The sequence below is a fragment of the Marisediminicola sp. LYQ134 genome (assembly GCF_046599635.1).
Lineage (GTDB): Bacteria > Actinomycetota > Actinomycetes > Actinomycetales > Microbacteriaceae > Marisediminicola.
The window spans coordinates 401,331-422,907 of sequence record NZ_JBKIWP010000001.1 but is presented as its reverse complement, the minus strand read 5'-3'; the positions used below and the strand labels follow the sequence as shown (position 1 = coordinate 422,907).

Genomic DNA, 21,577 nt, shown 5'->3' with positions numbered 1-21,577 from the left:
ACTACATCCGCTCCGGGGCGCTGACGCCCAGGAGCGCGAGGCCGTTGCGGAGCACGACTCCCGTCGCGTCGCTGAGCCACAGGCGCGTGCGGTGCACGTCGCCCACGGCCTCGTCGCCGAGCGGGGTCACGCGGCACGCGTCGTACCAGCGGTGGTACGACCCCGCGAGCTCCTCGAGATAACGAGCGACCCGGTGCGGCTCGCGCAGCTCTGCGGACTGCGCGACGATGCGCGGGAACTCGGCGAGCAGGCCGAGCAGCGCGCTCTCGGTCGGGTGCACGAGGAGCGAGGCCTCGAACGCCGACCGGTCGACTCCCGAGGCCGCGGCGTTGCGCGCGACCGAGAAGGTGCGCGCGTGGGCGTACTGCACGTAGAAGACGGGGTTGTCGTTGGTCTTCTTGCGCAGCAGTTCGGGGTCGAGGGTGAGCGGCGAGTCGGCCGGATACCGCCCGAGGGAGTAGCGCAGAGCATCCGTTCCGAGCCAGGCCTGGAGGTCGTCGAGCTCGATGATGTTGCCCGCGCGCTTCGAGAGCCGCGCACCGTTGATGCTCACGAGCTGCCCGATGAGCACCTCGATGTCGCGATCCGGATCGTCACCCGCGGCGCCCGCGAGCGCTTTGAGCCTGTGGACGTAGCCGTGGTGGTCGGCGCCGAGGAGGTAGATCTTGTGCGCGAAGCCGCGATCGCCCTTGTCGAGGTAGTAGGCCGCGTCGGCGGCGAAATAGGTGAAGACGCCGTTTCCGCGGCGGATGACGCGGTCTTTGTCGTCACCGAAATCGGTCGTGCGCACCCACACCGCGTCGCCCTCGTCGAACACGTGCCCCTGGGCACGGAGGCGGTCTATGGCCCGGTCGATCGCGCTGAGGCCCTCGGCGTCGGGCGAGTGCAACTCGCGTTCGCTGAACCACACGTCGAAGTGCACGTTGAACCGCTCGAGGGACTGCTTGATCTCGCCCAGTTGCAATTGATAGCCGAGCTCGCGCGCGTCGGCGAGAGCCTCGGCGTCGTCGAGGTCGAGGAGGTCGGGCTGCACCTCGAGCACGCGCTCGGCGAGAGCGGCGATGTACGGCCCGGGGTAGCCGTCTTCGGGAGTCGGGAGACCGCGTGCCGCCGCGAGGATCGACGCCCCGAAGTTGTCCATCTGGTTGCCCGCGTCGTTGATGTAGAACTCGGTGGCCACCGTGGCTCCGGACGCCGCGAGAACTCGCGCGAGCGAGTCGCCGAGTGCCGCCCACCGCGTGTGGCCGATGTGCAGGGGTCCCGTGGGGTTCGCCGAGACGAACTCGAGGTTGATGCTCTGACCCGCGAGGGACTCGTTGCGGCCGTACTCGGTCGCGGCCTCGACGATCGTCTGGGCGAGCAGCCCGGCGGCGGCCGCGTCGAGCGTGAAGTTGATGAACCCCGGACCGGCGACATCGACGCCCGCGACCCCGTCGATCGCGCGCAGCTCCACCGCGAACTCCTCCGCGAGATCCCGAGGCGATACTCCGAGGGGCCTCGCCAGTTTCATCGCGATGTTCGACGACCAGTCTCCGTGGTCACGATTCTTCGGGCGCTCGAGAGTGACATCGGCGAGGGTCACATCGGGGGTCGTGTCGCTGCGCCTCGCGAGCACCGTCCCGATCGCGGCGAGAACATGGGTCGACAATTCGGCTGGGGTCACGATCGACCATTCTATCGTCGCCCGCCCGCGCGCCCTGCCGAGGGTCGGGGCGCCCCATGGGCGAAGATGAGGCTTCGGCCAACCACCGGAGGACACCATGGATCTCGCTCCCGCTCGCCTCGCGAAGGCGGCCGTCGTCTCGGCCGTCACGCTCGCTCTCGCGTCGTCCCTGAGCGGGTGCGCCTCACCCATCACGATCGTCGGACCCGTCGCGAGTCCGTCCCCGTCACCCTCGGCCTCGGCCTCCCCGACCCCGAGTCCGACCCCCTCGGAGCCGCCCGTCGAGGCGAGCCCCTCACCGACGCCCTCGCCCTCGGCCTCGGCGAGCGCGCCATGGGCTCCCGTCGCGGTCGGATGTCTCGATCTCGTGTCTCTCGACACCATGTACCAGTTCGACCCCAACTTCGCCCTGCAACCCGACGCCTCACCCGCCGGCGGGTCGCCGCAGGCCACCGCTGCCTCGAACGGCGGAGTGTATTGCGGTTGGGTGCAGTCGACGAGTGGCGCCCTCATCGAGATCTCTGCGGCGTCGCCCGATGCGGCAGCCGTTGCCGAGCTCGAGTCGCGCGCCGGCGATCCCGTCGGCGAGGGCACCTACTTCTCGGTCGTCGACGGCGCGGGTGTCGTGCAGGTCTTCACAGGCGGCTCGTGGGCCGTGCTCTCGTCAAGCTACTTCGGCTCGGTCGCCGACGCGCAACCGCTCACCGATTCGGTCGTCGCCGGGCTCGGGTAGAAGCGCCCCGACTCGAAGCGACCCGATCCCGCCGTCGCGTCAGCCGAGCTGCACGAGGGATCGCACGTCGTCGACCGGTAGCTCGTCGGCGACGGCGAGCACCGTCATCTCGGTGAGATAGAGATCGGCCCAGTGGTTGGTGAGGAACGCCGTGTCTGCCGCATCGCGGCCGGTCGAGATGCGCACGAGACTCTGCCTGGGCGCGAGAGCGGTTGCGTCGACGATGTTCCAGCGACCGTCGACGTAGGCCTCGCACACCGCGTGGAAGTCCATCGGGTCGAGACCCGGGGCGTACACCGCGACCATGCGGGCGGGGATGTCGAGCGCGCGCAAGAGGGCGATCACGAGATGGGCGTAGTCGCGGCACACCCCGCGGCGGGCGAGCAGCGTCTGCTCGGCGCCATCCGTCGGGAGGCTCGATCCGGGAACGTAGCGGAGGCGGCTGCCCACCCACGACCCGACGGCGTCGAGCAGCGCGAGCCCCGAGAGGCCGGCGAACTCCGACCTCGCGGTCGGGGTGAGGCTGTCCGACTCGCAATAGCGACTCGGGCGCAAGTAGACGATCTGGTCGAGCTCGCTCTCGTCACTCAGCCCCGACGTTGTCGGATCCGGCGCTCCCGTCGTCTCGGCGCGATAGTCGACCGTCATGGTGCCGGCGTCGGCGACGAGTCGGTGCAGCCTCGTGCCGTGGCGGTCGACGATCTCGGTCGGCTCGACACGGCGACCGTCGAGAACGATGTCGAGGCTCTCGCTCGACAGGGTGTTGGTCTGCGCTACGGCGAGACTGAACACCATGTTGGTGCGCCCGCGGATGTCGAGCTGGAGGTGGGCGGAGACAGAGCGCAACATGGTCCGATAGTGCCACGAGATCGTGTCGGCCTCGTTACGTCGGCGGGAGCCGGACACTCTGTCCGGGCGCGCCGTTACGAGCACCATCGCGCGGGCGGTCGGGCCGCGCGCGGGCTGGTAACCTGTATCTCGCTCCGGGCCCCCATAGCTCAGGGGATAGAGCACTGCCCTCCGGAGGCAGGGGCGGAGGTTCGAATCCTCCTGGGGGCACACTATGCGCACTCGCGCCACGTCAGCCGAGCTGCGGTGAGCACTCCCATCGGCCCTGGTCTGACGCCCGTCAGGCCGTGGACGGTCGGCGCGGGTCGCCGTAACGCGAGCGCCAGGCATCCCGGTGTGCGGTGACAGTCTCGACGACGCGCGTCGGCGGGCCTGCGAACAGCATGGGTGAGAATGTGAGGTCGAAGCCCCCCGACTGTTCTCGCGCCCACGCGAGCTGCGCGGCCATCCCCTCGCTCGCATCGGGAAGCGACCCGAGCGCGCCGGAACCGCGACCGCGCGCGAACGACCGTGACGCGACTCCGAAGAGGCGCGCGCCCGAGGAGAAACGCAGCGCCCGCGTGACCTCGGCCTCGCTGAGCGAATCGATGTAGGCGTCGGGAGAGCTGAGGCGGATGCCGATGACCGTCGTGCCCGCGGTCGAGCCGAGCCCGACGTCGTCGACATCAGACCACGGCACGAATCCTCCCGACACGGGGCGCAGCCCGTCGGGTGTGAGCGTCAGAACGGTTCTCCGCCGCACAGACTGCACGCCGAGTGCGAGCCCGCCGAGCCCGAAGAACACAATCGCGGCGGCTGCGGCGACGATCTCGACGATCCCCGGGTCGGCTCGCAGGATCGCGAATCCGATCAGCACGAACACCCCGCACACGACGAGCATGAGTGCTGTCTTCAGCCACGACCCCCCGAGGGTCACCGTGGGAAGCTCGGCGGAATCACGATCGTCGCGGGCGAAACTCATGATGGAGGTCTCTCACTCTGCCCCTCACGCTGGTCTGCGGGCGGATCATGGGCGTCGGTGACCCACTATGGCATCCCCGCGTGCACCGCTCGGGTCAGCGCGCTTCGATCACGCGAGCCGAGACCACGATGACGACCTCGTCGCGATTCGTGTGCACGAGGGACGCGAGCCGGCCGAGCTCGGCGGCGACCGCCGCGAGCACGGCCGGGGCCGGCGTGAGGATGTCGGTCGCCACGTGCGCGGTGAGGGTGACGGACCCGGGCGCGCGCGCGACGTCGATGAGCCCGGGTGGGCCGGGCGCATCCGTCGTCACCGCATCCACGACGACCGCGAGGGGCGTGCGCGCCGCGAAGACGTCGACGACGCCGGGAACCTCGCGGACGGCCGCCGTCAGTCGCCTCGAGAGGTCGTCGCTCACGATGCCCCTCCCGCGTAGATGTCGTCGATGACGACGTCGATCGACTCGACCGTCAACTCGGTGTGCTCGGCGAGTGCCGCCCCGACGAGACCGCGCAATCGCTCGGCGACCGCGTCGAGATTCGATCCGAACCTCGCCGCCGCCGTCACCGTGACCGCGACCGGGGCCCCGGGTGTCGTGACGTCACCGTCGAACCTCGTCGAACCGAGGATGACACCGTCGGTCGAATCACCCACACGACGGATGAGTCCCTGCACCGCGGCTTCCGTCACCGTCAACCGAACCGTCGCGTCCGGGTGACCGACAGGGATCTCCCGACCACCCGAGACCTCCCCCCTGATCGAGTCGAGCAGCCCCGAGATCCACGTGTCGTCACGATGCGGATCGGCGACGGCATCCCGCTCGAGCGATGCCCACGCCGCCGCGTGGACGCTCTCGAGGGCGTTGAGGGCGAGTCGGCACTCCGGCGAGGCCTCGATCGCCGCATCGCGCGGAGTGCGGCCCCGGAGCAGATAGTCGCTCAGGTCGTCGAGGCTGTAGCCGTCGATCGACTCGTCGGGCTCGGGAGAGACATCGCTCGCGGTCTCGTCGTTCGAGGCCTGGTCGTTCGTGATTCGGTCGTCGGAGGGTGTCATCGCCATGCCTCCATCTCGTGAAGCAGAAACTTGCGCGCTCGAGCGATAGATCCCCGCACCGTCGAGACCGAGAGACCGAGCGCCTCCGCGATCTCGGCGTACGAGTGTCCGCCGGTCTCGCGGAGCAGCCAACACTGTCGCTGCTCGGTGGGGAGCTTGTCCAGTGCGAGCCAGACGGCGTCGAGCTGCAACCTAGCCTCGACCACGCGCTCGGGACCGTGCGCGTGCGACGTCGTCGGAGTCCACGCCCCGATCGAGTCGTGGTCGCGACGGGAGCGCAACCGATCCATGCTCTTGTTGCTCACGATCGTCATGAGCCAGCCGCGCACCTGACCAGGCGACTCCAGATCGCCGAGCCGCCTCCAGGCGGTCAGGAAGGCGTCCTGCACGATGTCGTCTGCTTCGGGATCCCCCGCGAGAAGTCGGGCGGCGTAGGCCCTCATGAGGGGTCCGTGGCGCCGAGCGAGCACCTCGAAGGCGTCGATGTCCCCGTCTCGGGCCCGAGCAACGAGGGTCGCATCGCCCGCGTCGACGAGAGGGTCGGAATGGCTCACGACGACCTCCTCTCGAGACATCGAGGCGGGTCACCTCGGTCTCCCCTGGGTACCACGAGCCGTCGCGGGGGGACGCGGCGCTGGCCGATTGTCGAAGACGCCTCGAGAGGGCGACGGATGCCTCTGGCCCTCGTTTTGGGGGTCGGCCGCGGCCTTCTCCGGCCCAACCCTTCTCACGACGGCGACGAAACAGATACGACGACTGAGGGATTTTGTGACATCCGTGGGGCTCGACTCGTCCTACTAGTGGCGCCCTCGTGTTCTCACCCGAGCGGACAGGGGCGCTGGGAAAGAAGGAAAGCAATGTCACAGCACACACCACAGCCGTCACGAGCGGCCCGATGACCGCCCTGGCCGGACCGAACAGGTCTGCAGACGAGGTCGGCACCGTCGAATCGAACGACGTCGCGTCGGAGATCGCCCGAGCCCGCTACCACCGGTTCGAGTCGACGTCGACCGACTTCGACGAAGCCTGCGCGAGCTACGAGTCGATCTTCACCGGTCGGCACTTCCGAGGGTCACCCGTCGACGGCGCGTTCGCCTTCCGCTACGCCTCGATGGGCGACGCGAACATGACGCTCCGCACGTCGACCTTCCCGGGGCAGCTCCGAGGAGAGATCCCGCACCTCGCCGACTACGTCGTGACGTGGTTCCGCGAGGGACTCAGTCACGTGTCCCACCGGCACGGCGACCACGCGAGCTCGAGATCCGACCCGTTCCTGCTCCCGACGGAGCGGCCGTTCGACTTCGAGTTCTCGCCCCACCGGGTGAATCTCATCCACGTGACGCCGTCGTTCCTCGAAGACACCGCGACCGAGCGCCACGGTGGTCCGTCGCAAGCGATCGTCTTCGATCACACGGTGCATCCGACGGAATCGGCGGTGCAGTCCTGGCGACGAGACCTCGGAGGGGCGATGTCGTCGCTCGCGAGCGCCGCGTCCTCACCGCTCCTGAGACTGTCGGCACAGCTCGCGCTCGTGCGATCGATACTGACCCTCTTCCCCTGGCGCGCGATGGAGATCCCTCAGGCCATCAGAACGTGGCGCACCGCACGCGTGCGTGACGCCGTCGAGTTCATCCACGAGCACGCGCACGAACCGATCAGTCCCGCGGACATCGCCCGCGCGGCTCACGTTCACACGCGCACTCTGCAGATGGCCATGTCGACCCATCTGGGGGTGTCTCCCGCGGCATACGTGAGGCAGGTCCGCCTCGACCGCGTGCGCACCGAACTCGCGGAATCCGCCCCTCGGGACACCTTCGTCTCCGATGTCGCCGCCCGTTGGGGCTTCGGCAACCTCGGCCGTTTCTCGGCGGCATACGTGACGCGATTCGGGGAGTACCCCCGCACGACCCTGGCCCGATGAGGCGCCTGCTGGCTGCTGTCCGTTTAGTGAGCAGACAGATCAGAACAACTGGCAGAAACCTGAATGGCCGTGACAGTTTGACTTCCCGCAGCGTCTCACCTGTGTGACCCGATGCGGGCACCCGGGCCTCTCGGCCCCCCAACCACAAACAAGGAGAATCACATGAGCAACATCGCCAGCACCACCCCCTCGGCCAAGGCCTCGTCCTCCGCGTCGAGCCACGCGACCGGCAAGAACACGATCGCCGACGGCGTCGTCTCGAAGGTCGCCGGCATCGCGGCCCGCGAGGTTCGCGGAGTGCACGACCTCGGAAACGGCGCCGCCCGCGCCATCGGAGCGATCCGCAACGCCATCAACCAGCAGGACCGTGGCCAGGGCGTCTCTGTCGAGGTCGGCGAGAAGCAGGTCGCTGCCGACATCACGATCGTCGCCGAGTACCCCGTCGAGCTGCAGAAGGTCGCCGACGACGTTCGCTCGGCCGTGACCGACGCGATCTCGCAGGTCGTCGGCATGGAGGTCACCGAGGTCAACGTGACCGTCTCCGACGTCTACATCCCGTCGGACGACAACGACGACAACGACGAGAGCCGCGTTCAGTGACCCCGACGACGACAGGAATGGCCATCGGCGCGATCCTCGCGCTCACGGCGGTCGCCTTCGACTTCGGAGCCCTGCTCCTCGTCGCCTTCTTCATCGCTGTCGGCTACGGCATCGGGCGATTCGTCGAAGGAAAGCTCGACGTCCGCGGCCTCGCAGACGCGTTCCGCGGCCGGCGGTCGTCGTGAGCGCGGCGGTGATGGCCGAGCGCACGCTTCACGGCCGCAACACGATCGCTCCGCGCGCAGTGCGTCGCGTCGTGTCGGCCGTCACCGCGGATGCTCTGGAGGTCACGGCGTCCGATGTGTCGGTCGACGTGACCGACGGCTACGGCTCCATCACGGTGGTCGCGAAGACCGCCGTGCGCGTCACGCCGCTCGGCGTCGAGACACGCTCCGCGGGCACGCTCGTCGAGCGCCTCGCCTCCGCTCAGTCCACCATCCGTCAGCGGGTGCTCGACCTCACCGGATCGACCGTCGAACGCGTCGATCTGCGGGTCACGTCCGCTGACATCCGAACCCGAAAGCGAGTGTCATGAGCACACCAGCGCTCTACCGTCGCGTCGTACGGAGGGAGACACACTCCTCCCGATCGACGTCCGCCATCACGCTCGCGGTGGTCCTGATCGTCGTGCTCGCGTGGCTCGGTACCGAGTCGGTGCTCGCCGCGCTCGGCCAGGCCCCACTGCTCGTCGCCCCGAGCGACGCGGCCGCGGCTGTTCTCGGCGCGGCGTCGGCACCCGCGGGGATCCTCACCGCGGGAGCGATCGTCGTGGCGCTCATCGGGCTCGTGCTCGTCATCCTCGCCATCTCTCCCGGGCGACGCGGCCGTCGCAGCGCGTCGATCGACCGCACCGCGGCCGTCATCGACGACCGCGTCATCGCTCGCTCGCTCGCTCGCACGGCGAGCTACGCGGGCGAGGTCGACCCCTCGCAGGTGAGCGTGAGCGTCGGAAAACGACGCGCGGTCGTCGAGATCGCGCCGACATCCGGTCGACGAGGGGATCGCGCCGCGGTCGATGAGGCGGTGCGTCGGGAGCTGGCGTCGTATGACTACTCCCCCGCCCTCCGTCACACCGTCAAAATCGCAGCGAAAGGCAAGGTGAGGTCGTGAACAACACCAATAGAGCACTGAACCGCATCGTGCTCCTGCTCGTCGGGCTCATCTTGCTCGCCGCGGGTGCCGCGGTCGCCGTCGGGGCACTGTGGCCCGGCGTGCTCGAGACCGTGTCTTCGGCCTCGAGCAACGCGGCCGAGCCGGTGTCCGCCGCACTCGGCGGTGACCAACTGTGGATCCTCTGGGTCGTCGCTGTTGCGAGTCTCGTCCTGATCGTGGTGCTCGCGTGGTTCGCCCTGCGTCAGGGCCACGGCTCGACGTCGACGCTGCTGCAGCTCGACGAAGGAAGCGGACAGGGTTCGCCGACCGGTGGCCGTGTGGTCGTCGACGCGAAGGTGGCCGAGCAAGTGCTCGAGGAAGCCCTGTCGCAGAACCCCGGCCTCGCCGCGGTCGACGTGACGGCCTTCGATGTGCGGGGCACCACGGTTCTGCGCATCTCTTCGGACGCTCGTCGTGGGGTGTCTCCCGTCGACATCCGTCGCAGCGTCGACGACACCGTGAAGAAGTGGGACGAACTGCTGGGAACTCAGATCCCCGTCGTCATCGAGATCAACGGGGGCCTTCGCACCCGTCTGGCCTCGCCCACCCGACTGGCCTGATCGACACAGCGACAGCGACAGCAACACCGCGTGGCCCTCGACCTCGACCGAGGCGGGGGCCACGCGTCGTGACGGCGACGCCGCCCCGAATCACCACCTTCTGTTCATCCTGAAAGGACGACCCTCATGACCGACTCACGACACCGCGTCACCCCCATCGACCTCGGCCCTGCCGGCTCAGCCGACAGCGTCTCGCCCCAGCTCGCGCTCGAGCGCGCGATCGCCGTGACCGTGCTCGGCACGACGGGCGTGTACACCCTCGGAACCCCCTTCGCCCGTTTCGCCGGCTCACTCGCCGGTCGCGTCGGGGCTGACACCATCGCGGGAGTGCGCACCTCGACTGACAAGACGGGCACGGTCGTCGACGTCGCGATCGTCGCCGAATATCCCGCGAACGTCACCGAGCTCGCCGACACCGTGCGCACCCAGATCGAGCACACCGTGCGCCAGACCGAGGGCGATCACGTCACCGTCAACGTCGAGGTGACCGACGTGCACGGACCCTTCGACCCCATCGAGACCGATGAAGACCCCGAGGCCGAGGCGGCTGACACGGAAAAGACCGACACGGAGAAGACCGACGCAGACTCGACCTCCGCCGACGAGCAGGATCGCGATTCTGCCGACGAGGCGCAGGATGTCGACTCGCGCGAGGCACCCGCGGAGGACGTCTCGATCACCACGGGAGGGGCAACCGCCACGGATTCCCCTGTCGACGCCGATGCCGTGGTCACGACCGATGCCGACGGCCGGGCGCACATCGACATCGTCGTCGTGACCGATCCCGACTCCACGGCCGACGCCGACGTCGACGCCGATGTGGCTCCCGAGCGCGGGAGAACCGACTGATGGTCGGTAGGCGCACGTCGACCGTCAGCAGACCGAGACCTCGGGCGGTGTGGGCGGCGATCGTCACCTCGACGATCGTGTGCGGCCTCATCGTGCTCGGCGTGCTCCTCCCGATCCTCGGTCTCATCGGCGCCGCCGACGCGGGAACGGCGGGAGCATTCGATGTCCCCGTCGGTCAGATCGCCGGAGCGATCGCCATCGGGTACCTGCTCGCCCTCGTGCTGCTCCTCCTTACCCTGCGAACCCGCAACGGAGCGATCGCGTGGGTGCTCGGGGTCGCCGCCGTGATCTCGACCCTCGTCGTATCGCTCTGGCCCCTCGCCGCCGCCGCGATGTCGGGAACCGAGCAAGTGAGCGGTCTCATCCCCTCGATCCAGAACCTCCTCGAGCAGATCCCCGGCAACTGACCCTGCGCACGCGACATACCGCCGTCAGGACAGGATCCGGCGGCGTCAGCCCGCCCTCGTGCGAACCCAGCGGACTCCGTCCCAGCGGATCGCGCCGCCCGCGGCGAAGGCGTCGATCCACCCTGACATCGGCCACACACCCCATCGCTCGGCGAAGAGGTGACCGTTGCGCAGGATGTCGTCGAGGTGTTGCCACGGGGGCGAGGATGTGGCGTGGTACTGGTGGAGGGCGTGCGCTCCCCCGACCCAGTGCAGCGGGATGCCTGCAGCCCGCGCGCGATATGCGAAATCGGTGTCTTCGCCGCCGTAGCCCTCGAACGCGGCGTCGAAGCCTCCGATGCGCTCCCACGTCGCCACGGTGAGAGCGAACGAGAGCGACCAGAAGAGGTCGTACTCCCGCGCGGTCGCCACCGACAACTCCCCGGAACGCGGGTCGGGCCGCGCAGGGTGGGGAGCGACGAGAGCGGGCATCTCGGCGACCGTGTCGGGCGTCGTCCCCTCGGCGAGATAGCTCACCGGCCCACACAGGAGTCCCGTGGCCGGCTCGCCCGCCGCCTGCTCGTATCGCGTGAACAGGTCGGGAAGCGGGAGACAGTCGGCGTCGAGGAAGACGAGGAGCTCCGCGCCGCGATCGCGCGCGGCATCCGCTCCGGCGTTCCGGGCCGACGCGAGACGGAGTCCGTCGACTCCCGGGGCGTGGTGGATGAGGTGCGCCGACGACGAGAGCTGCGGTCGGGGTGTCGTGTCATCGAGCCAGACGATGATGCGATCCGCTCGAGGGTCGACGATCTCCGCGAACCGCTGCTGACGTTCGACGTGCGCCCGACGGCTCTCCGACGCGAGGGTGACGAGCGCGCGCTTCACGAGGCAACGCCAGTCACGACGTCGGCGGCACGCTGGGCCGCACCCGAGGTGCCCCACTCGCTCCATCGCGGTTCGAGCGCGGAGGCGGCGACGAGGAGCGAGCGCCATTCCGGGCCAGACGGCCACGAGGCGGCGACGACCGCGAGCCCGCGTTTCTCGAGCACCGTCGCCGTGGCGCGCTGCTCGTCGAACGGTCGTTCCTGAGGGATGACGATCGCCGCCGCCCCGGCGGCCGCGATGTCGGCGACGCTGTTCTGCCCCGCCGCGGTGACGACCACCTCCGCACTCCGCAGAAGAGACCACGGGTCGTCGACCTCCGTGCCCGCGACGAAACCGACGCTGCGCCACCGGAGGTGCGGCACCTCGGCTTCGAGCGCAGCCCACTGTTCCGCGGCGGGCAGCGGCGAGGTGAGGCTCCCGAGAACCACGCCACCCGATCTCGACGGGCTCGCCGCGGTGCGGTCACTGTCGGCACGGTCGCCGTATCTGGAGATCCCCCCCACCTCGCGCACCCGGTCTCGAGCAGCCGCGAACGGCGCGAGGTCGTGAGTGCCCGGAGCCCACGGACAGAGGATGACGTCGGCGAGCGAGTAGGCGAGACGGTGCGGCTCGTCGGTGCGCGCGCCGGGCTGAGCGACGACGATCGTGGGGATGCCGAGCAGCCGCACGAGGAGGGCGACCTCGACCGAGACGTCCACGACGAAACGGTCGAGACCGTGGGCCACCGAGTGCTCGACGATCGACGCGAGCCTCCCCGCGTGGCCGGGGTGGGCGACCGGCGCCCAGTGCAGCGCGCCGTTCGCGGTCGGGTTCGCTTCTGCGGGATCGCGAGGCGCGCCCTCCGGGCTCTCGACGACGTCCGAATCGCTCGGCAGCTGGACCCACCGGGTGCGGGGTGGCAGATCGCGCGGGGCGGTGAGCGAACTGAAGACCCACACCTCGTGGTCGAGGTGGGGGCGGATCGCGAGGAACCGCGTGATGTGGCCTCGACCCGCGTGGTGGATGTACCAGCCGAGCCGCGTCATATCGCCGCGTCGATCGGCTCGGCGTCGGCGCTCGACGCGATCGCGCGATGGAAGTGGTGCTCGACGCGCGAGACGTGGTGCACGACCGCGAACCGCCGGGCGGCCTCCGATCGCGTGCGCCGACGATCCCGATACCCGTTGTGGTGGTCGAGAAGGTCTCTCGCGGCCGACGCGAGGGCGTCGAGATCGTTGGGGGGAACGAGACGTGCTCCCGAATTGTTGCCGACGACCTCGCCGACGCCCCCGACGTGGAAAGCCGCCACCGGGGTCCCCGTCGAGAGCGCTTCGGCGATCACGAGGCCGAACGGCTCCTCCCACACGGGCGTGACGAGCGCGCATCCGCTCGATCCGACGAGCTCGGCGAGTTCGCGCATCCGCAGGGGGCCGACGTATCGCGCGTCGTCGTCGAGCAGAGGGGCGACAGAGGTCGCGAAGTAGTCGGAGTCGCCCACCCTGCCGGCGATGACGATGCGGGCACCCGCAGCGCGGGCGGCCAGTATCGCGAGGTGCGGTGCCTTCTCGGGCACGATGCGCCCGAACCACACGATGTCTGTTCCCCCGCGACCGAATCGCCACATCGTCGTGTCGACGGCGTTGTGCAGCAGGTCGGATGCGAGACCCGCACTCTGCCACTCGTGCTGAGTGTGCCGGCTCACCGACACGAAACGACTGCCCGCCGACCGCCCGGCCTCGCGCCACCCGTCGAGCATGCTCGGAAGCGGCGGGGTGTGCAGAGTCGTGAGCATGGGGATGCCGAGGCCTGGGGCACGCGCGAGGGGCGCCCCGTGGAGGTTGTGGTTGTCGATCACGTCGACGACGTCGCGGCGGGCGGCGAACCAGTCGAGCGCGCGGTCGAGGAACTCCACCGCGACCGGGAGATGACCGGGAGGGAAGGTGCTGTCGGAGGCGAGAGCGGGGTCGGCCCAGACCACGGGAGGGAGCGCGAGCTCCGGGTGCGGTGCGGGAACCGAACCCTCGACGGCCGTGAGCACGACACGGTGGCCGCGAGCGCGCAGCATCCGCACCCTGTCGAAGAGCGCGGCTTCGAGCCCTCCCGCGTGCGGTTCGCCGAGCGCGTGGCGGAACGGAGCGATCATGCCGATGGTGAGCGGGCGGGATGCTCTCGCGTCGCGCACCGGCAGGACCGCCGTCACTGCAGACGCCGCTCGGAGGCGGGTCGCGCAGCGACGGCGCGCTCGTAGACGGCACGGTGCTCCCGGGCGATACGCCGCCGTGCCGCGCGGCGCTCGATCCGGCGCGAGTGCACGAGCTCGAGCCGTGCCTGCGACCCCGCCGCGGTGTGCGGAGCAGCGACGGCGACCTCGAGCGCGGCGGCGAGCGACACGGGGTCGTCGAGATCGACGGCGACGAAGTTGTCTGGATGCTGTTCGCTGAGGAAGCCGATGTCTGCTCCCACGACGGGGACCCCGAGGTCGAAGCACAGCTCGACCCAACCGGAGTGGGTGCCGTGACGGTAGGGAAGGAGCGCGACATCCGACTCCGACACCGTCATCTCGAGTTCGGAGTCGTCGAGCCTGTCGCGCTCGCGGAGGATGATGCGCGGCGACGCCTCCGCGATGCGGCGCACCTCGTCGCGAGCGGCCTCGTCGCGTACTCGCGCGTTGAGGTCGACTCGAGCCTCGACGTCGATGCCCCGTCCGGCGAGGATCTCGAGCGCGACGGTGAGAGCACCGACGGTCTCGACCCCGGCGATGTTCGGTCGCAGGTCGCGCAAGTGCACCCCGACGACCGCGGCACGCGAGAGCGACTCCGCCGCGACCCGACTCGAGACCACGGCCTCATCGCGGTCGACCGGCGCGATGTGCGGATGCGCGATCACGGTCGCGGACCGCCCCCACGTCGCGGAGACGTGCGCCGCCGCACCCGCGGTGAGGGTGATGAGCTCGTCGGCCCGCGAGACGACGAGCGCGATCTGCTCGTCGTGGCGACTCTGGTCGTCGAGTTGGGGGTTGATCAGGTCGTGGAGGGTGAAGACGAGGGGTCGCCCCGCCCGCTCGAGGGCGTCGAGGGCCTCGCTGAGTTCGGCTGTCTCGAACGACTCCATTCCGAAGTGCACGTGCAGCACGTCGAACTCCGCAGCGTGCTGCGAGATCCATCCGGCCGTGAGCATCGCGGGGGGCCACCATCGACCCGACGCGCCGCCGACGGGAGGCGGATCGGGCAGGTGCACGACATCGGTCTCCCCAGGGTCGCGAGTGTTCTCGACGTAGGGGTGCGACGCCGGCACGCACGCGATCGTCAGCGCACGGGTGCGTAAGGTGTTTTCGGACACGGATCTCCAACAGGACGTCAACTCGAGAGCCGGGGCAACTCACCGCCAGACGGACTGCGACCCGTCAGGGCGCGACGGGCTGGGAGACACGTCGTCATGCGAATATAACCCCGACGGACGACACCGACGCACGCGAATCCGGGCGCTGCCGGCGACTCACCCCACCGAGAGGAACGACGTGATCGACGAAGCGGCCGACGGCGCTCGTCGGCGACACTACGGATCGTTCTACGGCCTCACCCCGGCGCCCGAGTCCCTCGCGATCGTCATGGGCAATTGCCAAGCCGAATCGCTGCGCATCACCCTCGAGGGAGACGACCTGGCGACCGTGCGCATCCCCGCCGTGCACGAGCTCACGAGCGACGACCTGCCTCACCTCGAGCGCCTGCTCCCCCGCGTGAGCCTCCTCGTGACCCAACCGATCCGCGACGGTTATCACGACCTCCCCCTCGGAGGGGCGGAGATGATCGCCCGCTTGCCGCGAGGTGCCCGCCACGCGATCGTTCCCACCATCAGGCACACCGCCCTCTACCCCGCTCACGTCATCGTGCGTGATCACTCGCGCCCGCTCGCCGACCCCCCGATCGTCGTCTATCACGACCTCCGCGAACTCGCGCGAGCGGCGGGCACCCCCGTGCGCGTGGACACCGAGGCCATCCGCGCGATCGCGGCGCGGTCGAGCGACGAGTTGCGTCGTCGGGAGAGCCTGCACGGGGCGATCCCGGTCTCCGACCTCGTCGACCCTCCGAGATTCGACACCATGCGCACGATCAACCACCCCGGCAATCCCGTCTTCTCGGCGCTCGCCGTGCGCGTGCGGGAGTCGGTCGGCCTCGCCCCGGTCGCCGCAGACCCGGGTCGTCCCCTGCTCGACTCGGTGCACGCCCCGCGCGACCTCGAGGTCATCGAGACGTGGGGGCTCGACGACGCGCCGACGGATCACTGGGTCGTCGACGGCGAGGTCATCCCCCGCGACACGGTCCTGAGCGCGCACCGCGAGTGGTACCGCGAGCACCCCGAGACGGTCTCGTTCGCCGTGCGCCGCCACGCCGAGACACTGCGGATGATGCAGTCATGAATTCTCCGCTCCGGATCGGGCTCATCGTGCACGCCGACCGACAGCACGGCGTCGCACAGTACGCGCGCGCTCTCGCCGACCGAGTGGTGGCGGCGAGCGCGCACGCGGACACCGCGACCGCGACCGTTCTCGAGAGGGGCGGCTCCGAGGCCTCCGACCTCCGCGACGACACCGACCCGACCCCCGTGCACGCGCACTTCACCGACCGGTTGTGGGGCCCGAACCCGGGCGACGCCGCGGCTGCGATCGAGCGGATCGCGCGGCGCACGACGTGCACCGTCACACTCCACGACGTGCCTCAGCCGTCCGACGGCCGATCCCTCGAGGCGCGCATCGCGGGATATCAGCGCGTCGTCGACGCGGCCGCGGGCATCGTCGTCAACAGCGAACACGAGCGACTCCTGCTCGCCGATGTCATCGATCTCGGCGACACGCCCGTGACCGTGATCCCCCTGCCTGTCGAGGTCGCTCACGAATCTGCGGGCGACCCCGCCCCCTCGCTCGCGGACGCAGCGGTGATCGACCCCGCCGTCGCCATCCTCGGCTTCTTCTACCCCGGCAAGGGACACCGCGAAGTCGTCGATGCCGTCGCCGCTGCGCGCGTCGACGCTCCCGTTCGCGCGCTCGGCCGGGTCTCCGACGGCCACGAGGCAGACCTCGCCGAACTCGAGTCGCACGCTCGAGCGCTCGGGGTCGACTTCGCCGTGACGGGCTATCTCGACTCCGATGAACTCGTGCGGCAGTGCCGTCGGGTCGCGGTACCGGTCATCGCGCACACGCACTTCTCGGCGTCCGGCTCGATGGCGACCTGGATCGGCGCCGGACGTCGACCGATCGTCGTCGAGAGCCGATACGCGCGGGAGATGGAGCACTTGCGCCCCGGAACCCTCACGATCGTGAGCGCCGCGGATCTCGGGGCGGCCGTCGCGCGCGCGATCTCCGACCCCGTGTCGACCCGAGTCGCCGCGGATGCCGACACCCGCCCCCACCCCGACGACACCGTCGCCGCCTACCGCGCGTGGTGGGCCGAGGTCGCGTCGTGACCGCGCCCCCCTACGGCGTCTCAGTCGCGGGGAACGCCTGGAACACGCTCGACGGCGAGGGTCGCGACACTCCCGTGACGGTCACGGTCGTCGTCGCGCACTTCGAGCAACCGGTCCAGCTCCGTCGGGTTCTCCTCGCCCTCGACAGGCAGTCGCACCCCGCAGACCACCTCGAGATCATCGTCGTCGACGACGGTTCCGCCGTCGCCCCGACCGTGCCGCCGCACGTCACCCTCGTGCGCCAAGCCGACGAGGGGTTCCGTCTCGCGGCGGCTCGCAATCGCGGCATCGAGGCGGCGACGGGCGACGTGCTGCTCTTCCTCGACGCCGACACCGTGCCCGAACCCGCCTACGTGGAGCGGATGGCGCGGCTCCCCTCGCTCGCCCCCGAAGCGGTCGTCGTCGGCACGCGCCTTCACGCCGACCTCAGCGACGTGCCGATCGACGCGCCCATCGAGGTGCACGCCCCGCGGCACCGCCTGCCCGACCCCGACTGGTTGCGTGACGAATACCGCCGTTCCGACGACCTCCTGCACGCCGACGATCGCTCCTACCGTCACCTGATCGGCGCCGTGCTCGCGTGCAGTCGCTGGTTCGCTCTCGAGGTCGGGGGCTTCGACGAGTCGTTCACGACCTACGGCGGCGAGGACTGGGAGTGGGCGTGGCGGTGCTGGATCGCCGGGGCGATCTTCGCGCACGCGCCCGGCGCCGTGGCATGGCACGACGGCGCCGACTGGAGCGGGCGCGCGAGCGACCCCGACGACAAGTCGCGCGAGACCCACACTCTCGCGCACCTCATCCCGGTGCGAGGTTCACGGCCGCACGGTCTGCTCCTCGGGTCGAGCGACACCCTCGTCGTCGTCGACAGCGGGATGACGGCGTCGCACGCCCTCATCACGGTCGACAGCGTTCTGAGGGCGGCGCCGTTCGCGCACGTTCGAGTGTCCAGGGATCACGAGCGGCTCTTCGCGGCCGACCCGCGGGTCTCGTTCGGTGAGGCGGTCGACCCCTCGCGCGCTGCACTCGAGGGGTATCGCGTGCGAGTCGACATCGCCGTTCCCTGCCGGATCGCGCCTCCCGGAACAGGCGGCTCCACCGCTTTCGGGCGCATCATCGAGACCATCGGCACCGGCACGACCGGACGAGTGACCCTCGCCGACGACGACGGCGCCCTCGTCGTCATCCGGTCGGCGCGTGCCGCCGCGAGAGAAGCGCGGTGGCCGACGCCGTTCTTCGAGCACACCGTCGAATCCGCGGCATCCGTCGTCCGTCGCCTCCGCGGTGACGAGAGCGTCGCGGCCCACTACGGCGATTGGCTCTGACCCGGGCCCGGAACGACGCGCGTGTGACAATGACGGCATGCGCTCCGTGCTGCTCGTCCTGCTCGCCGCAGCTCTCTTCGGAACCACGGGAACGGCGCAGGCGCTCGGCGCACCGGATGCCGACCCGGTCTCGGTCGGTGCGGCACGGTTGCTCCTCGGCGGCACCGCCCTCGCGCTCGTCGCAGTCCTCTCGTCTCGCCGCCGACCGCCCCACACCGCCCCGGGCTCGGCGAGCGGTGTGGGGCACACCACCGTCGTCGTCGTGGGTGCGCTCGCCGTCGTCGCCTATCAGCCGACGTTCTTCGCGGGCGTCGACCGCAACGGTGTCGCGGTCGGCACCCTCATCGCCCTCGGAACCGCTCCGCTCGCGACCGGCGCCCTCAGCTGGGCGACGACCCGCGCCTTCCCCGGCGTTCGCTGGTCCGTCGCGACCCTGCTCTCGGTCGCGGGGCTCGTGTGGCTCACGGGCGCCGGGCCGGGCACTCGAGAGGGCGTGGATGCCGTCGGTCTCGCGGCATCCCTCTCCGCGGGTCTCTCCTACGCCGTGTACGCCGTCTGCTCCAAGCGACTACTCGACGACGGGTGGTCGCCGTCGAAGACGATGGGCACCCTCTTCGGCGCGGGAGCGCTCGGCACGATCCCCCTCGTGCTCTTCTCCGACACCACCTGGATCGTCACGGCCTCGGGCCTCACGACGGTGCTGTGGCTCGGTCTCGCGACAGTGTTGGTCGCCTACCTGCTCTTCGCGAGCGGACTCCGCGGGCTCACAGCACCCGTCGTCGCGACGCTCACCCTCGCCGAACCCCTCGTCGCGAGTGCGCTCGGAATCATCGTGCTCGGCGAGTCTCCGAGCCTCCGCGTCTGGATCGGCGTCGGGGTCATCGTCGCGGGCATGATCGTGCTCGTGGGCGGCTCTTCGCCTAGTAGCAGGTCGCGGCGCGGTCAAGGCCCCGGGGCGAACGAGGCCATCAACACCTATTGATCGCTCCGCTCTCCACAATGTCCTCCTTTTGGTGGACATCGAGAATGTAATTCCTCTAAAGTCCCAATTGGTCAACGAGGACCTCTCTAGTCCACCGATCGCACCCGAATAGATCGGTGAACTCGCCGGTCACTTTCCCGTTCCCCCCAGCGGGGAGGTGACCGGCACTCCTCACTCCCGCGAGCGACGATCCCGAACCGCGCGGCCCACCCGTCACGTGTCTTCTACTATCGAACTCGTGACCTCGCTCAACGATTCGTTCGCCCTCGTCTTCGAGGTCCTCACGTGGGTCGGACTCGGCGCGGGGGTCACGCTCCTGCTCATCGGCTACGGCATCCGCCTGTTCGCGGGGAGATTCGTCGAGACGTGGGGCGTCGTCATCGTCTCGCCGACCGAGCCCTCCGCTCTGTCGTTCCGATGGATGGACCTCGACCGCATTCTGCACTCCTCCCGCGTGCCCCCCGATGCGCCGGGTGAACCGCGCCTCGGAGACGAGGTCACGGTGCACTTCGACAAGCGGGACCCCGCGATCGCTCGACTCGACGACCCGCGCCTCGACGGACGCGGCGTGCGGATCGCGGGATGGCTTCTCGTCGCCATCGGCATCGTCAGTACGATCGTGCAGGTCGTCGCCGTGCTGCTCGAATAGCGATCGAGGCGCGCCCCCCAACCTTTCGTCGATCACACTCGTTCTAGTCGGTGAGGAGAGGGGTGCACGAGTGACGTCGTCGTGGGAAGGCGTCGCGACAACGCTCGTCGAGCGTCGCGGCACAGCGCTACTGCGCTACGCCCGTTTCGTGACGGGCGACGCCGAGAACGCAGGCGACCTCGTGCACGACGCCCTCGTCAAGACCTTCGGCCGGCTCTCCAACGGCTTCACGATCGAGGGCGCCGAAGCCTACGTGCGCCGAGCCATCCTGACCGCGCACATCGACGCCACGCGACGCCGCTCGAGGTGGCGGCGGATCGCGCACCTCACGATCGAGCCCGCGGTGGTCGATTCGAGCGACGCGGCGACCGGGTCGCGCCTCGATCTGTGGGCGCAGTTGCGCCGCCTGTCGCCGCGCGAGCGGGCCTGCCTCGTGCTGCGCTACTACGACGACTTGACCGTCGCCGCGATCGCCCGCGAGCTCGAGATCAGCGAGGGAACGGTCAAGAGATACCTGAGCGACGGCCTCGCGAAGCTCGCCGCGGCCCTGGGGGCCGACGACCCGACGTCGGCGTCACCGGTGTCGTCGCCATCACCGTCGGCACCGCCCGAACGAACCGAGGAGCACCATGGTCGATGAGATCCCGTCCGAGCGCGCACGAGACGTGCTCGACCGGCTCGGTTCCGAGGCGGACACCGATTCCGGCGGTAACGCCCGGTCACTCGACGGCGCGTCGATCGTGCGGGCGGCCCGGCGTCGACGGCGACCCAAGATCGCGGTGATCGCCGTCGCGTCGACAGCCGCCGCCGTCGGACTCGGCGTCGTCGCGGTGACGGGCATCGATTCCCTCCTCCCCGTGACCTCGAGTGACAGCGCCGTCTCGGGTCTCTCCGACGGCGCCGATGGGCCGGCCTTCGACGGGCCGGGCGTCGACGGGGAGGAATCGAACGAGGGCGAGTCGACTGGCGGCCGCGGACTGCCGTCGTGCGGCGAACCGATCGTCAGTCGAGCGCCGAGCCCGTCGGGACTCGTCGCGACCCCCGACTTCGTCGAGAGCGTCGATCTCTCGACCGACGCCCGAGACGGGGGTGTGCGCACCATCGACGGCGCAATCACTCTCGAGAACACCGGGTCGTCCCGCGTGTCGGGAGCAGTGTCCGCTCCCCCCGTCGTCACCCTCTCGCGCGACGGCATCGTGATCGCGCAGACCGACTCGGGCCAGGCGGTCGGGGTCGTCGAGTTTGACCTCTCCCCGGGTGAGACGATCTCCCTCGACGCCGCGCTCGGACTCACGGAGTGCGACGGGGATGGCGACACGCTCGGTGCCGGAAACGACGAGCTCGCCCCGATCCCACCCGGGCGCTACGACATCTCCGCGACGGTCGACATCGTCGCCGTCGCCGCCACCGAGGTCGGCGGGGTCGGCGACGGCGAGCTCGGCCAGGGTGCCGACGGATTCGTCGAAGGGCCGACCGTTCCGATCGTGCTCGACTGACAGTTCGGCGTCGCCACCCGGTGTTTCCCTGATGCGGATCACTAGAATCCGTTGCGGGCCGGTTCTCCCCCGCACTC

26 protein-coding genes and 1 tRNA gene are annotated in these 21,577 nt (G+C 69.9%); 17 read left to right on the top strand and 10 right to left on the bottom strand.

Annotated features, from left to right (window positions below):
- Position 1: 1 nt before the first annotated feature.
- Positions 2-1,663, bottom strand: coding sequence for an arginine--tRNA ligase (locus ACLHIH_RS02070; RefSeq protein ID WP_411315054.1), 1,662 nt, complete (start codon positions 1,661-1,663; stop codon positions 2-4).
- Between the two features lie 97 nt (positions 1,664-1,760).
- Between ACLHIH_RS02070 and ACLHIH_RS02065 the strand changes: the two genes are divergently transcribed.
- Positions 1,761-2,396 carry an arginyl-tRNA synthetase gene (locus ACLHIH_RS02065; RefSeq protein ID WP_411315053.1) on the top strand — a complete coding sequence of 212 codons (636 nt, stop codon included), beginning with the start codon at positions 1,761-1,763 and terminating at the stop codon, positions 2,394-2,396.
- A 39-nt stretch (positions 2,397-2,435) separates the two neighbouring features.
- On the opposite strand, the gene ACLHIH_RS02060 is transcribed toward ACLHIH_RS02065, so the two are convergent.
- Positions 2,436-3,245, bottom strand: a complete 810-nt coding sequence (locus ACLHIH_RS02060) for a transglutaminase-like domain-containing protein (RefSeq protein ID WP_411315052.1) — start codon at positions 3,243-3,245, stop codon at positions 2,436-2,438.
- Between the two features lie 138 nt (positions 3,246-3,383).
- Between ACLHIH_RS02060 and ACLHIH_RS02055 the strand changes: the two genes are divergently transcribed.
- Positions 3,384-3,455, top strand: a tRNA-Arg gene (locus ACLHIH_RS02055).
- 70 nt (positions 3,456-3,525) lie between these two features.
- Here ACLHIH_RS02055 and ACLHIH_RS02050 read toward each other — a convergent pair.
- The 4 genes from ACLHIH_RS02050 to ACLHIH_RS02035 form a co-directional block, all read right to left on the bottom strand.
- Positions 3,526-4,206 carry an STM3941 family protein gene (locus ACLHIH_RS02050; protein WP_411315051.1) on the bottom strand — a complete coding sequence of 227 codons (681 nt, stop codon included), beginning with the start codon at positions 4,204-4,206 and terminating at the stop codon, positions 3,526-3,528.
- 94 nt (positions 4,207-4,300) lie between these two features.
- Entirely contained in the window at positions 4,301-4,624 is a 324-nt protein-coding gene (locus ACLHIH_RS02045) for a hypothetical protein (RefSeq protein WP_411315050.1), read from the bottom strand.
- Positions 4,621-5,265, bottom strand: coding sequence for a hypothetical protein (locus ACLHIH_RS02040; protein WP_411315049.1), 645 nt, complete (start codon positions 5,263-5,265; stop codon positions 4,621-4,623). Before ACLHIH_RS02040 ends, ACLHIH_RS02045 begins: the two co-directional genes overlap by 4 nt.
- Positions 5,256-5,813: an RNA polymerase sigma factor gene (locus ACLHIH_RS02035; protein ID WP_411315048.1), complete on the bottom strand. Its 558-nt coding sequence runs from the start codon at positions 5,811-5,813 to the stop codon at positions 5,256-5,258. Before ACLHIH_RS02035 ends, ACLHIH_RS02040 begins: the two co-directional genes overlap by 10 nt.
- Before the next feature lie 341 nt (positions 5,814-6,154).
- Here ACLHIH_RS02035 and ACLHIH_RS02030 point away from each other — a divergent pair, with 341 nt between their 5' ends.
- From ACLHIH_RS02030 to ACLHIH_RS01995, 8 genes are all read left to right on the top strand, one after another.
- Positions 6,155-7,180, top strand: coding sequence for a helix-turn-helix domain-containing protein (locus tag ACLHIH_RS02030; RefSeq protein WP_411315047.1), 1,026 nt, complete (start codon positions 6,155-6,157; stop codon positions 7,178-7,180).
- A 162-nt stretch (positions 7,181-7,342) separates the two neighbouring features.
- Entirely contained in the window at positions 7,343-7,780 is a 438-nt protein-coding gene (locus ACLHIH_RS02025; protein WP_411315046.1) for an Asp23/Gls24 family envelope stress response protein, read from the top strand.
- Positions 7,777-7,965 carry a hypothetical protein gene (locus ACLHIH_RS02020; protein ID WP_411315045.1) on the top strand — a complete coding sequence of 63 codons (189 nt, stop codon included), beginning with the start codon at positions 7,777-7,779 and terminating at the stop codon, positions 7,963-7,965. Before ACLHIH_RS02025 ends, ACLHIH_RS02020 begins: the two co-directional genes overlap by 4 nt.
- A complete protein-coding gene (locus tag ACLHIH_RS02015) occupies positions 7,962-8,315 on the top strand; it encodes a hypothetical protein (protein ID WP_411315044.1) in 354 nt (117 codons plus the stop codon). The genes ACLHIH_RS02020 and ACLHIH_RS02015 overlap by 4 nt, the downstream gene beginning before the upstream one ends.
- Positions 8,312-8,890 carry a DUF6286 domain-containing protein gene (locus ACLHIH_RS02010; protein WP_411315043.1) on the top strand — a complete coding sequence of 193 codons (579 nt, stop codon included), beginning with the start codon at positions 8,312-8,314 and terminating at the stop codon, positions 8,888-8,890. Before ACLHIH_RS02015 ends, ACLHIH_RS02010 begins: the two co-directional genes overlap by 4 nt.
- Complete coding sequence (locus tag ACLHIH_RS02005; protein WP_411315042.1) at positions 8,887-9,492, top strand: hypothetical protein; 606 nt, start codon at positions 8,887-8,889, stop codon at positions 9,490-9,492. Before ACLHIH_RS02010 ends, ACLHIH_RS02005 begins: the two co-directional genes overlap by 4 nt.
- Positions 9,493-9,618: 126 nt before the next feature.
- Positions 9,619-10,341, top strand: a complete 723-nt coding sequence (locus ACLHIH_RS02000) for an Asp23/Gls24 family envelope stress response protein (protein ID WP_411315041.1) — start codon at positions 9,619-9,621, stop codon at positions 10,339-10,341.
- Positions 10,341-10,748, top strand: coding sequence for a hypothetical protein (locus ACLHIH_RS01995; RefSeq protein WP_411315040.1), 408 nt, complete (start codon positions 10,341-10,343; stop codon positions 10,746-10,748). The genes ACLHIH_RS02000 and ACLHIH_RS01995 overlap by 1 nt, the downstream gene beginning before the upstream one ends.
- A 45-nt stretch (positions 10,749-10,793) precedes the next feature.
- Here ACLHIH_RS01995 and ACLHIH_RS01990 read toward each other — a convergent pair whose 3' ends face one another.
- The 4 genes from ACLHIH_RS01990 to ACLHIH_RS01975 are packed head-to-tail and all read right to left on the bottom strand — an operon-like array spanning position 10,794 to position 14,930.
- A complete protein-coding gene (locus tag ACLHIH_RS01990; RefSeq protein ID WP_411315039.1) occupies positions 10,794-11,612 on the bottom strand; it encodes a glycosyltransferase family 2 protein in 819 nt (272 codons plus the stop codon).
- Positions 11,609-12,637, bottom strand: coding sequence for a glycosyltransferase (locus ACLHIH_RS01985; protein ID WP_411315038.1), 1,029 nt, complete (start codon positions 12,635-12,637; stop codon positions 11,609-11,611). The genes ACLHIH_RS01990 and ACLHIH_RS01985 overlap by 4 nt, the downstream gene beginning before the upstream one ends.
- Entirely contained in the window at positions 12,634-13,791 is a 1,158-nt protein-coding gene (locus tag ACLHIH_RS01980) for a glycosyltransferase (protein ID WP_411315037.1), read from the bottom strand. The genes ACLHIH_RS01985 and ACLHIH_RS01980 overlap by 4 nt, the downstream gene beginning before the upstream one ends.
- Complete coding sequence (locus tag ACLHIH_RS01975) at positions 13,788-14,930, bottom strand: hypothetical protein (protein ID WP_411315036.1); 1,143 nt, start codon at positions 14,928-14,930, stop codon at positions 13,788-13,790. The genes ACLHIH_RS01980 and ACLHIH_RS01975 overlap by 4 nt, the downstream gene beginning before the upstream one ends.
- Positions 14,931-15,108: 178 nt before the next feature.
- Between ACLHIH_RS01975 and ACLHIH_RS01970 the strand changes: the two genes are divergently transcribed.
- From ACLHIH_RS01970 to ACLHIH_RS01940, 7 genes are all read left to right on the top strand, one after another.
- Entirely contained in the window at positions 15,109-16,008 is a 900-nt protein-coding gene (locus ACLHIH_RS01970; RefSeq protein WP_411315035.1) for a WcbI family polysaccharide biosynthesis putative acetyltransferase, read from the top strand.
- Positions 16,005-17,051: a hypothetical protein gene (locus tag ACLHIH_RS01965; RefSeq protein WP_411315034.1), complete on the top strand. Its 1,047-nt coding sequence runs from the start codon at positions 16,005-16,007 to the stop codon at positions 17,049-17,051. The genes ACLHIH_RS01970 and ACLHIH_RS01965 overlap by 4 nt, the downstream gene beginning before the upstream one ends.
- Positions 17,048-18,373 carry a glycosyltransferase family 2 protein gene (locus tag ACLHIH_RS01960; protein ID WP_411315033.1) on the top strand — a complete coding sequence of 442 codons (1,326 nt, stop codon included), beginning with the start codon at positions 17,048-17,050 and terminating at the stop codon, positions 18,371-18,373. The genes ACLHIH_RS01965 and ACLHIH_RS01960 overlap by 4 nt, the downstream gene beginning before the upstream one ends.
- Positions 18,374-18,410: 37 nt before the next feature.
- On the top strand, positions 18,411-19,355 hold the full coding sequence (locus tag ACLHIH_RS01955) for a DMT family transporter (RefSeq protein WP_411315032.1): 945 nt from the start codon (positions 18,411-18,413) through the stop codon (positions 19,353-19,355).
- Positions 19,356-19,593: 238 nt separating this feature from the next.
- Positions 19,594-20,004, top strand: a complete 411-nt coding sequence (locus tag ACLHIH_RS01950; protein ID WP_411315031.1) for a hypothetical protein — start codon at positions 19,594-19,596, stop codon at positions 20,002-20,004.
- A gap of 70 nt (positions 20,005-20,074) precedes the next feature.
- Positions 20,075-20,644 carry a sigma-70 family RNA polymerase sigma factor gene (locus ACLHIH_RS01945; RefSeq protein ID WP_411315030.1) on the top strand — a complete coding sequence of 190 codons (570 nt, stop codon included), beginning with the start codon at positions 20,075-20,077 and terminating at the stop codon, positions 20,642-20,644.
- Complete coding sequence (locus ACLHIH_RS01940; RefSeq protein WP_411315029.1) at positions 20,634-21,500, top strand: hypothetical protein; 867 nt, start codon at positions 20,634-20,636, stop codon at positions 21,498-21,500. The genes ACLHIH_RS01945 and ACLHIH_RS01940 overlap by 11 nt, the downstream gene beginning before the upstream one ends.
- Positions 21,501-21,577 lie beyond the last annotated feature (77 nt).

What these genes read in the sequence shown, in the direction of transcription:
- ACLHIH_RS02065 (WP_411315053.1), top strand. Translation starts at nt 1,761, where the DNA reads ATGGATCTCGCTCCCGCTCGCCTCGCGAAGGCGGCCGTCGTCTCGGCC.
- ACLHIH_RS02060 (WP_411315052.1), bottom strand. Translation starts at nt 3,245, where the DNA reads ATGTTGCGCTCTGTCTCCGCCCACCTCCAGCTCGACATCCGCGGGCGC.
- ACLHIH_RS02050 (WP_411315051.1), bottom strand. Translation starts at nt 4,206, where the DNA reads ATGAGTTTCGCCCGCGACGATCGTGATTCCGCCGAGCTTCCCACGGTG.
- ACLHIH_RS02040 (WP_411315049.1), bottom strand. Translation starts at nt 5,265, where the DNA reads ATGGCGATGACACCCTCCGACGACCGAATCACGAACGACCAGGCCTCG.
- ACLHIH_RS02030 (WP_411315047.1), top strand. Translation starts at nt 6,155, where the DNA reads ATGACCGCCCTGGCCGGACCGAACAGGTCTGCAGACGAGGTCGGCACC.
- ACLHIH_RS02025 (WP_411315046.1), top strand. Translation starts at nt 7,343, where the DNA reads ATGAGCAACATCGCCAGCACCACCCCCTCGGCCAAGGCCTCGTCCTCC.
- ACLHIH_RS02010 (WP_411315043.1), top strand. Translation starts at nt 8,312, where the DNA reads ATGAGCACACCAGCGCTCTACCGTCGCGTCGTACGGAGGGAGACACAC.
- ACLHIH_RS02000 (WP_411315041.1), top strand. Translation starts at nt 9,619, where the DNA reads ATGACCGACTCACGACACCGCGTCACCCCCATCGACCTCGGCCCTGCC.
- ACLHIH_RS01995 (WP_411315040.1), top strand. Translation starts at nt 10,341, where the DNA reads ATGGTCGGTAGGCGCACGTCGACCGTCAGCAGACCGAGACCTCGGGCG.
- ACLHIH_RS01985 (WP_411315038.1), bottom strand. Translation starts at nt 12,637, where the DNA reads ATGACGCGGCTCGGCTGGTACATCCACCACGCGGGTCGAGGCCACATC.
- ACLHIH_RS01965 (WP_411315034.1), top strand. Translation starts at nt 16,005, where the DNA reads ATGAATTCTCCGCTCCGGATCGGGCTCATCGTGCACGCCGACCGACAG.
- ACLHIH_RS01955 (WP_411315032.1), top strand. Translation starts at nt 18,411, where the DNA reads ATGCGCTCCGTGCTGCTCGTCCTGCTCGCCGCAGCTCTCTTCGGAACC.
- ACLHIH_RS01940 (WP_411315029.1), top strand. Translation starts at nt 20,634, where the DNA reads ATGGTCGATGAGATCCCGTCCGAGCGCGCACGAGACGTGCTCGACCGG.